Source organism: Nocardia arthritidis NBRC 100137, assembly GCF_001612765.1.
GTDB lineage: Bacteria > Actinomycetota > Actinomycetes > Mycobacteriales > Mycobacteriaceae > Nocardia > Nocardia arthritidis.
Genome location: NZ_BDBB01000073.1, coordinates 1 through 15,766, shown reverse-complemented (window position 1 = coordinate 15,766; position 15,766 = coordinate 1). Strand labels below are relative to the sequence as shown.

The window sequence follows — 15,766 nt, the reverse complement described above, 5'->3', positions numbered from 1 at the left end:
AAGGCGCCCACGGCGGCAGTGGCCCACACGACCGGAGCTGCCGCGGTGCCGGTCAGATACGAGCCCAGAACCCAGGTGAACAGCCCCACGGTGACCAGCACCGACCAGTGCGCGCCGAGGGGGATCCCGGCGATCCGGCCGAGCGGGAATGTGCGCCGCATCATCGGTAACCGTCCGGGGTAGCAGAAGCTTTCGGGCTCGGAATCGGCGCTTCGGGCACCGGCACACGAGCGGGAACCGTCGGCGATTGCGCGCAGCCACTGGGTGTCGAAGTTGGACAAGTCGGGCGCCGGCCGATATCGGCGAGTTGAACGATCACGTCGCGGCCCGCCAGTTCGGTGCTGATCGATTCGGCGATGCGGGTGGATCCTTGTTCGGTCGCGTAGACGACGGCAATGTCGTGTTCGTCCGGGTCCATGCGAGAAATCCTGCTCGTCTGCGCCGGACTCGGTGAGAGGACTCCTGCCCGGGCTGACGGGACCATGGTCACCGTCGGCGGCGGCATTCTTGTCCGGAAACGACGGAGGTCACCAGCGAGCGAGGTCTTTACGCCCTGCCGGAATGACGCTCATGGGTCGTTGACTGGATCACGGAGGCCGAAATGAAGACTCTGAGCCACGATGCATCGAACTACGCGCGAACCCGGTGGGACCCGATCGAGAAGTCCCCGGAGGAACGCGTCGACGCGAATTTGACCGACTATCGGATGTCACGCGAAGTTTTCGATTGGGCGGCGGCACGATCCTCTCTGGCCGGGCTACCCGGCGGGGGAGTCAACATCGCCTATGAAGCCGTCGATCGGCATCTGGGCACGCCCCTCGCCGAAGTCACCGCACTGCGGGCTCTGCGCTCGACCGGCGAATGCTCCACCTTGACCTACGCCGAGTTGGCCGCGCTCAGCAATCGGTTCGCGGGCGTGCTGCACGGATTGGGTGTATGCCCCGGTGAGCGCGTGTGCATCCTGCTGGGTCGCACGCCGGAGCTTTATGTTGCCGCGCTGGGCGCGTGGAAAGCCGGTTGTGTTGTCTCGCCTTTGTTCTCAGCGTTCGGGCCGGAGCCGGTGCGGCAGCGCTTGGCGATCTCGCAGGCCACGACGCTGGTCACCACGAGGGAACTCTACCGGCGTCGGGTGGCGCCGATTCGCGGCGAGCTGCCGGATCTGCGGCATGTCCTCGTGACCGATGCCGATCCCGAGGGCGAGCTCGAAGATGGAGCGATCGACCTGGCGCTGGCGATGGTGGCCGCCGATGCCGAATTCCCGATCGTGCGGACCCGAGCCGACGATCCCGCACTCCTGCACTTCACGAGCGGAACGACGGGAAAACCGAAGGGTGCGGTTCATGTGCACGAGGCGGTTCTGGCCCACCGGATCACCGCGCGCTACGCGCTGGATCTGCGCCCTGGTGACGTGTTCTGGTGCACGGCGGATCCGGGGTGGGTGACCGGCATGTCCTACGGGGTGATCGCGCCGCTGAGCCTGGGCGTCACCGTGATCACCGACGAGGCCGACTTCGACGCGCTGCGCTGGTACGAGGTCCTGACCGCGGAGAAGGTTTCCGTGTGGTACACCGCACCGACCGCGCTGCGCATGTTGATGCGCCGCGGCGACGAGCTGCCACCCGGCACGGACCTGTCGCGCCTGCGTTTCGTCGCCAGCGTCGGTGAGCCACTCAATCCCGAAGTGGTCGTCTGGGGCCAGCGGGTCTTCGGCAGACCGGTTCACGACAACTGGTGGCAGACCGAGACCGGAGCGATCATGATCGCCAACCTGGCCGCCGAACAGGTGCGACCCGGCTCGATGGGACGGCCGCTGCCCGGCGTCGAAGCCACGATCCTGCGGCGCGGACCCGACGGCCGAGCGGAAGTGATCGACAGCGCTGTCCGCGACGCCGAAACCGGCGAGATCGGGGAACTCGCGTTGCGCGCGGGCTGGCCGTCGATGTTCCGCGGTTACTGGGGACAGCCGGACAGGTACGCGCGGGCCTTCGCAGCGGGCTGGTATCTGTCCGGTGACCTGGCCCGACGCGACGCCGACGGCTACTACTGGTTCGTCGGACGCGCCGACGATGTGATCAAGTCGGCTGGGCACCTGGTCGGACCGTTCGAGGTGGAAAGCGCGCTGATGGCGCACCCGGCGGTGGCTGAGGCAGGAGTGATCGGTACGCCGGACCCGGTCGCGGGTGAGCTGGTGAAAGCTTTCGTCCTGCTGCGGCCGCAATATACCGCCTCGGAATCGCTGCGGGCCGAGCTGCTCGCGTTCGGCCGCAAGGCGCTCGGCGCGGTGGCGCCCAAGGAGATCGCCTTCGCCGAGAGCCTGCCGCACACCCGCAGCGGAAAAGTGATGCGGCGGCTGTTGAAGGCGCGCGAGCAAGGGTTGCCCGAAGGTGACGTATCCACCTTGGAGGTCGGGCAGTGACTGCCGTCGAACTACCGGATCGGGTAGGCGATCGGTTGCCGCTCGCTGCCGTTGAACGGATCGAATTGCTGCGGCAGATGGTCCGTATCCGGCGATTCGAGGAGCGCTGCGTGCAGCTCTACAGCGCCGAGAAGATCCGCGGATTCCTGCACTTGTACGTCGGCGAGGAAGCCGTCGCGGCAGGGCTCCTGCGACAGATCGGCCCCGAGGACGCGGTGGTGTCCACCTATCGGGAACACGGGCACGCACTCGCTCGCGGTATTCCGATGGCGGCACTGATGTCGGAGATGTTCGGACGCGCGTCCGGGTGCAGTGGCGGTCGCGGCGGATCCATGCATCTGTTCGACGCCGGTCGACGATTCTTCGGTGGCAATGCGATCGTCGGCGGCGGATTGCCGCTGGCGGTCGGGCTCGCGTTGGCCGACGCCATGCGCAATCGTCCCGCGGTGACGGTATGCCTGTTCGGTGACGGCGCCGCGGCCGAGGGCGAGTTCCACGAATGCTTGAACCTGGCCGCGCTGTGGCGACTTCCGATTCTGTTCGCGTGCGAGAACAACCGTTACGCGATGGGCACGGCGCTGCACCGCGAGCACGCGGTAACCGATCTGGCGCTGCGCGCCTCCAGCTACGGTTTGGCGGCCTGGCCGGTCGACGGCATGGACCCCGAGGCGGTGGCGGCGGCCACCCAGCGGGCGGTGGAATCCATCCGCGGCGGGAGCGGGCCGTGTTTTCTGGAACTGCGGACCTACCGCTTCCGTGCGCACTCGCTCTACGACGCCGACCGCTACCGGGACAAAGCCGAGATCGAGCAGTGGAAGAAGCGCGACCCGATACCCCGGCTGTCCACTGAACTGCGGGCATCGGGATCACTCGACGACCGATCTCTGTCCGCACTCGAGACCGCGGTCGACGCCGAACTCGACGACGCGATCGCCCAGGCCGAGGCCGGGCCGGTGGAGGCGGTCGCCGATTTGAGCCGTCACGTGTACGCGGAGCGACCATGATCACCTACCGCGAGGCGATGCGGGAAGCACTGCGGCAAGCGCTCAATCGCGACGACCGCGTCTTCTTGATGGGCGAAGATGTCGGCGCCTACGGAGGCTGTTTCGGGGTGAGCCGCGGCCTGCTGGAGGAATACGGGCCGAGCCGGATCCGGGACACGCCGTTGAGCGAGTCCGCGTTCGTCGGCGCGGGCATCGGTGCGGCGCTGGGTGGTATGCGGCCGATCGTCGAGATCATGACCGGCAACTTCAGCTTGCTCGCGCTGGATCAGATCCTCAACAACGCCGCGACGTTGCGGCACATGTCGGGCGGTCAGCTCGGTGTCCCGCTGGTGATCCGGATGGCCACCGGTGCGGGCCGTCAGCTGGCCGCCCAGCATTCGCACAGCCTGGAAGCCTTCTACGCACACATCCCTGGGCTTCGTGTGGTTTCGCCCGCCACGGTGGCGGATGCCCGCGGAATGCTGTGGACAGCGTTGCAGGACCCCGATCCGGTCGTGATCTTCGAACCGATCGCGCTGTACGGCAGCGAGGGGGAGATGGCCGCGGACGACGAACCGGTGGATATCGATCGCGCGATGGTTCGGCGGGCGGGCACCGACATCACCATCGTCGCCTTCGGCGCGACGCTGCCGACCGCGGAATCGGCGGCCGAGTTGCTCGCCGCCGAAGGCGTCTCGGCGGAAGTGATCGATCTGCGCACTTTGCGGCCGCTGGACGAGACGACGGTGCTCGAGTCGGTGACACGTACGCACCGTCTAGTGATTGTCGACGAGTGCTGGCGCAGTGTCGGCATCGCGGCGGAGATAGCCGCTCGTGCTGCGGAAAACGCCTACTACGACCTCGATGCACCGATCGGGCGGGTATGCACCGCCGAGGTCCCGATTCCATACGCGAAGCAGTTGGAGGAGGCTGCGCTGCCGCAAGCCGAAGCCGTAGTCGACGCGGTACGTAAGGCGGTGAGTTGAGGTGGGCGAATTCCGCATGCCCTCACTGGGGGCCGACATGGTGGAGGGCACCTTGTTGCACTGGCTCGTGCATCCCGGTGATGTCGTGCACAAGGGAGACGTGGTCGCGGAAGTGGACACCACCAAGGCGGCGATCGAAGTCGAATGCTTCGACGACGGCGTCATGGGGACGATCCTGGTACCCGAAGGAAAGACAGTGCCGGTGGGCACGCCGCTGGCCACGATAGAACCGGCGTCGGACCGTCCCGTCGTTGTGGGAGACGCCAGCACCGCGATACCGGACGGGCAGCCGCCCTCTGCCGTGAAGCCAGCGGAATCTGTTCGCGGCGAGCCGATTTCGGGCCCCGACGGTACGGCGGAGATGGCTCACCACGCTACGCCGCTGATCCGTCGGCTGGCGCAGGAGGCAGGCATCGACCTGACGACTCTGCATGGGTCGGGGCCGGGTGGGCGGATCGTACGTTCGGATGTCGAGTACGCCATCGATGCCGCTCAGCGCGGGACGCCGCGCTCAGAACCGATTGCTGCGCAGGACCGCGTGCGGTCCGATGAGCCGACCAAGCCGCGGGAAAGGCTCGGCACGCCCGAGAGGGTGCATCATCCATCGTCACCGACCGCTGTGGCGCGGGCTTCCGGCTATGCGCGTCTGCTGGCGCGCACATCCGGAGTCGATCTGGCGAATGTTTCGGGCACCGGCCCGGACGGTGCGGTGCGTGCCCGCGATGTACCGACAGCGGCTCCGGTCTCCGAACCTGCTTCCGCGGTGGCGGAGTCCACGCGCGCGCAACTTGCCGACGCGGCACGTGAGATCGGCGCGGAAGCCCCGCAACATGATCCCGTCGCCGTGCGCAAGGTGATCGCCGCGGCCATGACGCGGTCGAAGCGCACGGTGCCGCACTACTACTTGTCCAGCACCATCGACATGGACGCCGCGCTGCGCTGGCTGGAAGAAACGAACCGCCGAGCGCCGGTCAGCGCACGCATGGTGTCCTCTGCCCTGGTGCTGTGTGCCATGGCACGGGCCGCGCGGACAGTGCCCGCCCTGAACGGACACTGGCTCGACGACGAATTCCATCCGGCCTCGGCCGTACACCTCGGTGTCGTGGTGTCGCTGCGCGGCGGCGGCATCATGGTGCCCACCATCCCCGACGCCGACACCCTCGCTCCGCCGGCCATGATGGACGCACTGCGTGGCGTCGTCGCGCGAGCCCGCACCGCCCGGCTGCGATCGTCGGATGCTGTGCCCGCGACCATCAGTGTGACGAATCTAGGTGAGCTAGGAGTGGATTCGGTGTTCGGCGTAATCGCCGTGCCGCAGGTCGCCATAGTCGGCTTCGGCGCCGTCACCACACGTCCGTGCGCGGTGGACGGTCTACTGGGCGTGCGCCCCCAGTTGACCGCCACGCTCTCGGCGGATCATCGCGCCAGCGACGGTGCCGTCGGAGCCCGCTTCCTCAACACCGTCGCCGAGCATCTCCAGCAGCCAGAGGAGTTGTGAAACATGATGCCCCGAATTATGTCCCGCGAGCAGGCAGAAGAAGCCGTGCGCGAAGCGTTGCGCGGATTCGCCCCCCAGGCCGACATTTCCGCACTCGGTCAGGACGAACCCCTGCGCAACACACTGGAACTCGACTCGATCGACTTCCTGACCTTCGTGGAGCGGCTCTCCGCCGCAGGCAGCCGGATCGAGGAGAGCGACTACCCACGGCTTTCGACGATCCACTCCTGCGTCGACTTCCTCACCGGACCCCGTTGAACGTTTGCGCCACCAGTGCCGAGACGTCGAGGCTCTCGGTTATCGGTCGGGCCAGCCCCATCCTGGCCACCGACATCGCCGACACCGGCGAACAGTACCGATACGCCCGCTGCGAACCCGCGGTCGCCACGCGAACGAGAGCGAGCCGGGCACGGAACCGAGTTCAGAAGTTCAGTGTATGACCGCGAGCTGGGCCCCTCGGTGAGCTGGCTCGTTCGCCGGCTGCGGCGGGACAGCGCATCCGGGACCAACGGCTCTCGACTTGGCGACGATCGGACCTGCCGCGATGCCCTGTCGCAGCCCATGCTGGAAAAATCTGTAAGGAGGTTCAGCGATGCTGTTCGATGATCGCCGTGACGCCGGACGTCGGTTGGCGGAGCGGCTGGACTATCTCCGAGACGAGGATGTCGTCGTGGTCGGCCTGCCGCGCGGCGGTGTTCCCGTCGCCTACGAGGTCGCACGGGCGCTGGAGGCGCCGCTGGACGTGATCGTGGTACGCAAACTCGGTGTCCCGTATCAGCCGGAGCTCGCTTTCGGGGCGATCGGCGAGGACGACGTGCAGGTGATCAACGAGGTCGTCGTCGCGTACACGCAACTTTCCAGCGAGGATATGGCAGGTGTGGAACGCCGCGAACGCGACGAACTCACGCGCAGGGCCGAGCGGCTGCGGCGCACGCACCCGCGTGTGCCACTGGCGGGCCGCACCGTTGTCGTTGTCGACGACGGCATCGCCACCGGCGCGACCGCCCGGGCCGCATGCCAGGTGGCGTGGACGCACGGCGCGCAGCGCGTCGTGCTGGCCGTTCCGGTGGCGCCCCGTGACACGCTGGCGATGCTGAAGAACGAGGCCGACGAAGTCGTCTGTCTGGAGGTGCCTACCTGGTTCGGCGCTGTCGGTTCCTGGTACCACCGTTTCGGCCAGGTCTCCGACGCCGAGGTCACCGAGCTGCTGCGCCGGGCCGCCGGAGAGGCGCGCGAGCCACGGTCGGATTCCGCGCTCGGTCCGCCGTTGCGCGACGACGAAGTGCGGGTCCAGGCCGGAGAGGCCGAACTGGCCGGGCATCTCACCATTCCGGCGAACCCGATCGGGATGGTGGTGTTCGCCCACGGAAGCGGCAGCAGCCGCCACAGCCCGCGCAATCGTTATGTGGCCGGGGTGCTGAACCGAGCCGGGCTGGCCACCCTGCTGTTCGACTTGCTCACTCCGGAAGAGGAGATCCATCGGGCACGGGTGTTCGATATCGAGCTGCTGTCGCGGCGACTGGTCGACGTCACCGGCTGGCTGACCCGTCAAGACGGCGTCACCGGGCTGCGAATCGGGTACTTCGGGGCCAGCACAGGTGCCGCCGCCGCGCTTCGGGCAGCCGCCGACCCCAGCGTGGATATCGCCGCCGTGGTGTCGCGTGGCGGGCGGCCGGATCTGGCAGGTGCGGCTCTCGCGGCGGTGCGCGCCCCGACTCTGCTGATCGTGGGCGGACACGACGATGTTGTGCTGGAGCTGAACCGTTCCGCGGCACAGGCGATGTCGGGTGAGACCGCACTGACGGTGGTTCCCGGTGCCACACACTTGTTCGCCGAACCGGGCACGTTGGAGAAGGTCGCCGAACTCGCCCGCGACTGGTTGGTCAACCAGCTGGCGCCCGCGGTCGACCACCGGACCGGCTCGACGACAGAGACACGGTCATGACATCGATTCGGGTTCTGTCCGGCGGCTCCAATCCGCTACTCGCCTCAGCCGTCGCCGGCCTGCTCGAAGCCAGGCCCGCCGACTGCGTGATCGACCGCTTTCCCGACGGTGAAGTGCGGCCGATCGTCGATCATGTCTGCGGAAACGACGTGTACGTGGTGCAGCCGACCGCACCGCCGGTCGCCGATCACCTCGTCGAGCTTCTGCTGTTGCTCGACGCATGCCGGCGAGCCCGGGCCGCTCGGGTGACCGCGGTAGTCCCGTACTTCGGGTACGCGCGCCAGGATCGTCGCACGCGCTCCGGGCAGGCTTTGGGTGTACGGGTCGCCGCTGACGTGATCGCGAACGCGGGCGCCGAGCGCCTTGTGGTCGTCGATCCACACACGCCCACCCTGGAAGCGGTCTGTTCGATACCCGTTGAGACGCTGACTGCGGTTCCGCTGTTGTCGAGCAAAGTCTCCCCAGCATGGTCGGAGCTCACTGTTGTCGTCGCCCCCGACCTCGGTGCGGCGAAACTAGCGGAGCAGTACGCGGCTGCCATACCGGATTCGGTTGCGCTGGTGCGCAAGTTCCGCGAGAGTGGCACGGCTGTCACCGCCGTGGAGATCCTCGGCGATATCGATGGTCGTCAGGCGGTAATCGTCGACGACATGATCTCCACGGGCGCCACCATCGAGGCCGCGGTGCGACTGCTGCACCACCATGCCAGCGACATCGTCGTGGCCGCCACGCATGGGCCGCTGACGCTCGAGGCGACGACGCGCCTGCGTGACCTCGGCCTGCGTCGCGTTGTGGTGACCGACACCGTCGCACATCAGGACGTGGCCGCGCCGATCGAGGTCTGTTCGATCGCCCCGCTGCTTGCGGATGCCATCGCGCGACTTCACAGTGATCAGCCGCTGCACGAGCCGCTCACCCACGTCTGACGGCGGCAGCAGGATGCTCGCCCATGAGGAGCGCCCGTCCACGTTCACGACTTCTCTCGTCGGAGTGCCTCACCGATCGGGCTGGGACGCCGTAGAATGAGGTGGTGACGTTCCTTCGGGAATCCGAGGAGCATCCCGATCTCGGCAAGATCGAGAAACGGGCAGCGTCGGTTGCCCAGATACTGGTCGACCGCGTCGCGGAGACTCCGGACGCGGAGGCATTCCGATTCGTCGACGATGGTGGCTGGACCAGCGTTTCCTGGAAGCAGTTCGGTGAGCGCGTCGACATTGTCGCCGCCGGGCTGATCGCGCTGGGAATCCAGGCCGAGGACCGGGTCGCGCTCGTGTCGTCCACGCGGTACGAATGGGTGCTCGCCGACTTCGCCGTGATGTGCGCCGGTGCGGCCACCACCACCGTGTATCCCACCACCAACGCCCCGGGCGTCGCGTTCATCGTCGCCAACTCGGGCAGCCGTGTCGTCGTTGCCGAGGATCGGTCGCAGGTCGACAAACTTCTCGAGCACCGCGCCGAGTTGCCCGACGTGCAAAAGGTGGTGATCTTCGACGGCGAGGGCGACGGAGACTGGGTGATAACCCTCGATGATCTCGAAGAGCGCGGACGCGGACTGCTCGCCGGATCCCCCGACGCGGTAGCCGATCGTATCCGCGGAATCCGGCCCGAGCACTTGGGCAGCATCATGTACACCTCCGGGACGACCGGCACCCCGAAGGGGGTTCGGCTGCCGCATTCCGCATGGACCTACAGCGCAGCCGCGATCGACGCCGTAAACGTTCTCAGACCCGATGACCTGAACTTTCTGTGGCTGCCGCTGGCCCACGCGTTCGGCAAGGTGATGTTGGCACTGTCGCCACTGGTCGGCTTTCCCACGGCAATCGACGGCCGGGTGGACAAGATCGTGGACAACCTCGCGATATTGCACCCCACCATAGTGGCGGCCGCCCCGCGCATCTTCGAGAAGGCGCATGCCCGGATCGAGGGCATGATGGCCGAAGAAGGCGGGATCAAGAAGAAGCTCTTCGACTGGGCTGTCGGGATCGGCCTGAAAGTCTCGCGGGCAAGACAGGCCGGCAAGGATCCGTCGTTGCTGGTTTCGTTGCAGTACAGAGTCGCCGACAAGCTGGTGCTCTCCAAAATCCGTGAACGCTTCGGTGGCCGGCTGCGGTACTTCGTTTCGGCAGCGGCCCCCTTGGACCGCGACGTCGCGCAGTGGTTCGACGCGATCGGTATCGTCGTGCTCGAGGGGTACGGCCTGACCGAGACCGCCGCCGCCTCGTTCATCAACCGCCCGGGCGCATACCGGTTCGGAACCGTGGGCAAGCCGTTTCCCGGCACCGAGGTCGAGATCGCCGAGGACGGCGAGATCCTGCTCCGAAGTCCCGGTGTGATGAGTGGCTATCACGACCGCCCCGAGGCCACCGCCGAGGCTTTGGACGCGGACGGCTGGTTCCGCACCGGCGACATCGGCGAGATCGACGCAGACGGATACCTGCACATCACCGACCGCAAGAAGGATTTGTTCAAGACCTCACAGGGCAAGTATGTCGCGCCGTCCGCGATTGCCGCCACGTTCAAGGGAATGTGTCCGTACGCGGCGGAATTCATCATCTGCGGAGAGACACGACCTTATTGCGTCGCATTGGTCGGCCTCGATGCCCAGAGCATCACCGAATGGGCGGCCAAGCATGGTCTGGCAGGCAAAACGCTTGCCGAAATCGCGCGGGACGAGAAGACCCACGACGTGATCGCCGCCTACGTCGACCAGCTGAACACCCAACTCAATCGCTGGGAACAGATCAAGAAATTCGACATCATCGACCACGAACTGTCCGTCGTGGCCGGTGATCTCACACCGAGTATGAAACTGCGCCGCAAGATAGTAGTCGAGAACCTCGCCGACAGCATCGACGCCCTCTATCAATGAAGTCGACCGATGACCGTCGCTTGTCATGTCGGCCGACGCGATCGCCCGGTTGCATGGCGGCCAGCCGCTGGACAACCTCTCATCCGCGCGTGGAACGGCGGTCCGATCGATGGATGACCTGTGAAGACCTCAGGGCGGGATGAGGACCTATTGCTGGCCGTTGTCCGGGATCTCGTGGCCGAACGGCACACCGTGGACCGCGCCGCGCGCGCGATGCTCGACAGCGAGTTGGATCGCGATCTCGGACTGGACAGCCTCGGCATCACCGAGTTGCTCGAACGTACCGAAGACGCGTTCGGGGTGAGCCTGGAACGTGGCGTTCTCGGCAGTGTGACGACACCGCGTGATGTTCTGATCGCCGTGCAGGGTGCGCCTCCGCGGAGCCGTCAGCAGTCGATGCCCCTACGGTACGCCGCGCCACCGAGGATCGACCAGACCCCGGATGCAACCGTCACCCTCGCCGAGGCTCTGTCCTGGCATGCTCGCACCCACCCCCACCGCACGCACCTGCGGATACTGTCCGGGGGGATGAAGGACTGGGAACAGGAGGAGGTCAGCTACGGTGAGGTGCGGTCCGCCGCCGCGGCGGTGTCCGCCGCCTTGCTCGCTCGCGAGCTGCGCCCCGGTGACAGGGTAGCCATCATGCTGCCCACGGGCCGGGCCTACTTCACCGCCTTCCTCGGCGTACTCCTGGCCGGTGGCGTCCCGGTACCGGTCTACCCGCCATCACGTCCGTCGCAGCTGGCCGAGCACCTGCGACGTCAGGTGCACATCCTCGGCAACGCGCAGGCTTGCATGCTGGTCACCGATCCGGAGGCCGCGCGCCTGGCGCGGCTGATCCGCGGCCAGGTGGAGTCGGTACGCCACGTCCTGACCCCAGACGAATTGGCCGGTTACGGGGAAGCGGAAGGCTCGATTCGTGCGGCAGGCGATATCGCTCTGTTGCAGTACACCTCCGGTAGCACCGGCGACCCCAAGGGGGTGACTTTGACCCACGCGAACCTGCTGTCCAATATCCGGGCAATGGGCAAGGCAGCTGAGGTCGCCACCTCGGACGTGTTCGTCAGCTGGCTTCCCCTTTACCACGACATGGGTCTGATCGGCGCGTGGTTGTCCTGCCTGTACTTCGGGGTGCCGCTGGCCGTGATGTCGCCGCTGGACTTCCTTGCTCGCCCGGCGCAATGGCTTTGGGCCATCCATGCCCACCACGGCACGCTGTCCGCGGCCCCGAACTTCGCTTACGAGCTGTGTCTGCGCAAGATCGCCGACGCGGAACTCGACGGGCTCGACCTCGGGTCGCTGCGGATGCTCTTCAATGGCGCCGAACCGGTGAGCGCGGACACCGTGACCAGGTTCGCCGAGCGATTCGCCGCCTATGGGCTGCGCGGCCAGGCTCAGGCCCCGGTCTACGGACTGGCCGAGGCGTGCGTCGGCCTCACTCTCCCGCCTGTCGGCCGCGGGCCGATCGTGGACCGAGTCGACCGCAACCGTTTCCTGCGCACCGGCAGGGCGGATCGGGCCGCTGAGGACGACCCGGATCCGCTCCGCTTTGTCGGCTGTGGCCGGACGATTCCCGATCACCAGATCCGCCTGATCGACTCGGCGGGAAACGTGCTCGGCGACCGGCGGGAGGGCCGGATCGAGTTCTGCGGCCCCTCTACCACCGCGGGATACTTCCGCAATCCGCGGGCAACCAAAGCGCTGTTGCGGCACGGCTGGCTCGACACTGGTGATCTCGGTTATCTCGACGACGGAGAACTCTACGTGACCGGCCGAATCAAGGATCTTATTATCCGGGCGGGCCGCAATCTGCACCCGGAGGAACTCGAACGGGCCGTGGGCGATATCCCGGAAATCCGGAGGGGATGCGTTGCCGTCTTCGCGACACCCGAGCCCGCTGGCGGCACCGAGCGGCTGGTGGTGTTCGCCGAGACTCGCCAGACCGCGGCTGCCCCCCTCGCCCGACTGCGGGAGCGGATCATCGGGGTCAGTGTCGACCTGCTCGGAACACCCCCGGACGACGTCGTGCTCGCGCCACCGGGGACGGTGCCGAAAACCTCCAGCGGCAAGCTCCGGCGCGCAGCCACCCGGGAACGCTACGAGCGGGGCGATATGAGCGCTCGGCCCCGGCCCGTGTGGTGGCAGCTGGCCCGGTTCACAGCCAGGGGCGCGATCCCCGGGCTGCGACGCGCGGGACGTCTCACCGCAACCGGGGCGTTCGCCCTGTGGTGCTGGTCGGTACTCGTCGTGGTGGGGCTGCCGACGCTGATCGTCGTGGCGGTGGTGCCCGGTCTCGGCGCACGGCGAACTGTCGTGCGCGCGGCCGCCCGCAGCCTCGCCTGGCTCACCCGCACCGCCGTCACCGTCGACCGAGCCGAGCGGCTCGCGCGACTGAGCAATTGCGTCGTGGTCGCCAACCACGCCAGCCTCCTCGACGGCATCGCGCTGTCCATGATCGTTCCCGGCCGCTTCACCTTCGTGGCCGGTGAAGTGTTCGAACGCAAGCCGCTGGTCGGCTTCTTGCTGCGGCGGGTCGGTACTCGATTCGTCGAGCGGACCGAACGCGAACACAGCGTGGCCGATACCCATAACCTGCTGGAAGGGGCACGGCATGGCGAATGCCTGGTGGTGTTCCCGGAGGGCGGCCTCTCGCCGGTCCCGGGCCTGCGGCCGTTCCATATGGGTGCGTTCGTGATCGCCGCCAAGGCGGGCCTTCCCGTCGTGCCGGTCGCGATCGCGGGCACCCGGGCGATGATGTGGCCCGACCACGGCACGATCATCCGCCGCGGAGCCATCCACTTCGTCGTCGGCGAAGGGATCTCCCCCGCCGGAGACGGGTGGGATGCCGCCATCGGGTTGGAACGCGCAGCGCGCGCCGTGATTGCCGAAAACTGTGGGGAACCCGACAACAGGCAGTGACGCACCTCGACCAGTTGACCTTCGGCATCACCGGCGACTACGACACCACTCCCGACATCGACACCATCGCCTCGGGCATCACGACCGGGATCGCAGTATTGCCGGCCCACGCCCGCGGCTGACCGACACCGCGCCGTCTGTAACCGATCATGAGTCCGACGGGCGTCAGAAGCGGCGCGTGCACAATGGGCCGATCGTCACGGAAACATGGGTGATTTCGGCCCTGCCGGTGCGCGGCTGCCAGGACGATCGTGGTGTCATGGACGAAACGTCGAAGCTTTCAGCGCCGGAACGGCGGCACGTCGCAGAACACGCCCTGGATTCGCTGGCGCAGGCCGGCGAGCAGGTGCGGCTCCGAGTGCGGTGCGGGCGCGGTCATCATGTGGCGACTGTCTTCGATACACCCGCGGGCCTGGTGTTCCATTCGGTGATCGGCACACACGCCCATGGTGATCGCGACTTCGTCGATACCGGGCACGGCGCCCACGACCTCGGCACCCGATACGTCGACCTGCTGGCGGCCGACGGCATCGTCGACGACACCGTACCCGCCGCCTGCGAATGCGGCCCGCACACGCTGTCGCGGGCACAGCTGACGGGGGCGATCGCCGACGGCGAGCGGACGATCCAGTTGCACTGAGCGGCAGCGGCACGGCCTGGCATCGCTTCGGCAGTCGGCCCAGCTGTCCGGTGTGGAATTGCCCTTCCGCGCGACCGTTGCCCGTTCGTCGCACCCGCGGCCGCCGCTACCGGCCGATCAGTCAGCTCGAACCAGCCGACCGACAACGGAGGCGATGATGTTGGGCGGGTATCTCGAGAAGGCGTTGCGTGTCCCGACGGTCGTGGTGGATGCGTTGCGTGTCCCGACGGCGGCGGCTTATGTGCTGCGTGCCCCAACAGCCGCGGCGGACGCGCTGCACACCGTATTGTCCGACGCGGTGGGCCAGACCCGCGCCGTATGGTCCGGTGGCGACCGCCTGCATGTCGCGGTGCATGGACCGGCTCCGGACCAGCTGGAGGCGTTCGCCGTCGACCTGACCGCGCGGGTCGGCGCTGTGCCAGGAGTGGCCTGGATGGGCCTCGACGCCGGGTGCGGGCGTTTCGTGGTCGCCGGGGAGTCTCCGGAAGCGTTGGACGAGGCCGCCATCGTCGCTGCGGTGGAGGAGGCGGAGGCCACCGCGGGCGCCGATGGGCCCTTCACCGCGGCCGTCGCGGGGCATCCCACCGACCGGACAGCGGTGGCCTGGTACACCGTGGCCGCGGTTGCCGACGTGGCCGCGGTCGGCGTCGGCGCCGTCAGCGCCCTGCTGCGGCTCCCCGGGCGCTTGACGCCGATCGAACTCGCACCCTTCATTGCGTTCGTGCAGAACCAGGAGCGGCTGCGCGCCCCCTTGGAGCGGCGATTCGGGGTGACCGAGGTGGACTTGGCCCTTGGCATCGCGGCTGCTACGGCCGGTGCCCTGGAGCGACAGCTGCTCAGCCCGGTCGTAGACCTGGTCCATCGACTGCTGCTGCTGCGGCAGGAGCGCTCCCGCGCGCAGACCTTCGCGCAGGTGGAGCCGGTGCTGTACACGACGGCGCCGCCGGCACGTCCGCTGCCAGAGCGCCCCGCGCCGCGGCCCATCCCGCTGCCGCCGGGCCCGATCGAACACTACGACGAGCAAGACCTGATAGCGACGATAGCCGCGGCTTTGACCACCATCCCGCTTTCCCATCGGACGCAGGAGGCGGTCGATGTGCTCAGCGCGGGGGTTACGAAGGCCGCCAGGCTCGGGCGCGAGGCATTCGCCGCCGGAGTCACGGAGTATCTGGGCCGTTGTGCCGTGCTGGTGGTGCGTCCGGAACCGTTGCGGATACTGGACCACGTCGACCGTCTGGTTATCGACGTGGACCTGCTCGGTGATACGGAACCGCCGAAGCCGGTGACCGGCCAGGACATCGAGATCGTCCGGTACGAGCCCAAGACCGAACCCGAGCAGGGTGGGGGAGACCTCACGGACCTCGTCGCCCGGCTGCAGCGCGAGGGTCACGTCGTCGCGGTCGTCGCCGGCGGCGAGGAGGCCGCGCTCGCGGCCGCCGACTGCGGCGTCGCCGTCGCGCCGCACCCGGAACATCCGGTGCCGTGGCATGCCGACCTGATCGCCATCGAC

At 67.7% G+C, this 15,766-nt stretch carries 13 protein-coding genes; 12 read left to right on the top strand and 1 reads right to left on the bottom strand.

What is annotated here, in order from left to right; genetic code table 11:
- Positions 1–160: 160 nt before the first annotated feature.
- Entirely contained in the window at positions 161–418 is a 258-nt protein-coding gene (locus NA8_RS31575) for a hypothetical protein (protein WP_063053953.1), read from the bottom strand.
- A 183-nt stretch (positions 419–601) separates the two neighbouring features.
- Here NA8_RS31575 and acsA point away from each other — a divergent pair, with 183 nt between their 5' ends.
- The 12 genes from acsA to NA8_RS31520 form a co-directional block, all read left to right on the top strand.
- Complete coding sequence (acsA, locus tag NA8_RS31570) at positions 602–2,416, top strand: acetate--CoA ligase (RefSeq protein ID WP_063053952.1); 1,815 nt, start codon at positions 602–604, stop codon at positions 2,414–2,416.
- A 35-nt stretch (positions 2,417–2,451) separates the two neighbouring features.
- Entirely contained in the window at positions 2,452–3,420 is a 969-nt protein-coding gene (pdhA, locus tag NA8_RS31565; RefSeq protein WP_439957446.1) for a pyruvate dehydrogenase (acetyl-transferring) E1 component subunit alpha, read from the top strand.
- Positions 3,417–4,385: an alpha-ketoacid dehydrogenase subunit beta gene (locus NA8_RS31560; RefSeq protein WP_063053951.1), complete on the top strand. Its 969-nt coding sequence runs from the start codon at positions 3,417–3,419 to the stop codon at positions 4,383–4,385. Before pdhA ends, NA8_RS31560 begins: the two co-directional genes overlap by 4 nt.
- Positions 4,386–4,401: 16 nt before the next feature.
- Positions 4,402–5,883 carry a dihydrolipoamide acetyltransferase family protein gene (locus tag NA8_RS31555; protein WP_218019538.1) on the top strand — a complete coding sequence of 494 codons (1,482 nt, stop codon included), beginning with the start codon at positions 4,402–4,404 and terminating at the stop codon, positions 5,881–5,883.
- Between the two features lie 3 nt (positions 5,884–5,886).
- Positions 5,887–6,141, top strand: a complete 255-nt coding sequence (locus NA8_RS31550; protein ID WP_218019537.1) for an acyl carrier protein — start codon at positions 5,887–5,889, stop codon at positions 6,139–6,141.
- Between the two features lie 334 nt (positions 6,142–6,475).
- Positions 6,476–7,828 carry a phosphoribosyltransferase gene (locus NA8_RS31545; RefSeq protein WP_063053949.1) on the top strand — a complete coding sequence of 451 codons (1,353 nt, stop codon included), beginning with the start codon at positions 6,476–6,478 and terminating at the stop codon, positions 7,826–7,828.
- Positions 7,825–8,754 (top strand): ribose-phosphate diphosphokinase, encoded by a 930-nt coding sequence (locus NA8_RS31540; RefSeq protein ID WP_063053948.1) that lies wholly within the window; start codon positions 7,825–7,827, stop codon positions 8,752–8,754. The genes NA8_RS31545 and NA8_RS31540 overlap by 4 nt, the downstream gene beginning before the upstream one ends.
- A 104-nt stretch (positions 8,755–8,858) precedes the next feature.
- Positions 8,859–10,697: an AMP-dependent synthetase/ligase gene (locus NA8_RS31535; protein ID WP_063053955.1), complete on the top strand. Its 1,839-nt coding sequence runs from the start codon at positions 8,859–8,861 to the stop codon at positions 10,695–10,697.
- A gap of 120 nt (positions 10,698–10,817) precedes the next feature.
- A complete protein-coding gene (locus tag NA8_RS31530) occupies positions 10,818–13,616 on the top strand; it encodes an AMP-binding protein (protein WP_063053947.1) in 2,799 nt (932 codons plus the stop codon).
- A complete protein-coding gene (locus NA8_RS35625) occupies positions 13,613–13,738 on the top strand; it encodes a hypothetical protein (RefSeq protein WP_281199199.1) in 126 nt (41 codons plus the stop codon). Before NA8_RS31530 ends, NA8_RS35625 begins: the two co-directional genes overlap by 4 nt.
- A gap of 137 nt (positions 13,739–13,875) precedes the next feature.
- Complete coding sequence (locus tag NA8_RS34225) at positions 13,876–14,256, top strand: hypothetical protein (protein ID WP_218019536.1); 381 nt, start codon at positions 13,876–13,878, stop codon at positions 14,254–14,256.
- Between the two features lie 154 nt (positions 14,257–14,410).
- Positions 14,411–15,766 (top strand): hypothetical protein (locus NA8_RS31520; RefSeq protein WP_218019535.1); only part of this gene is annotated, 1,356 nt, incomplete at its 3' end.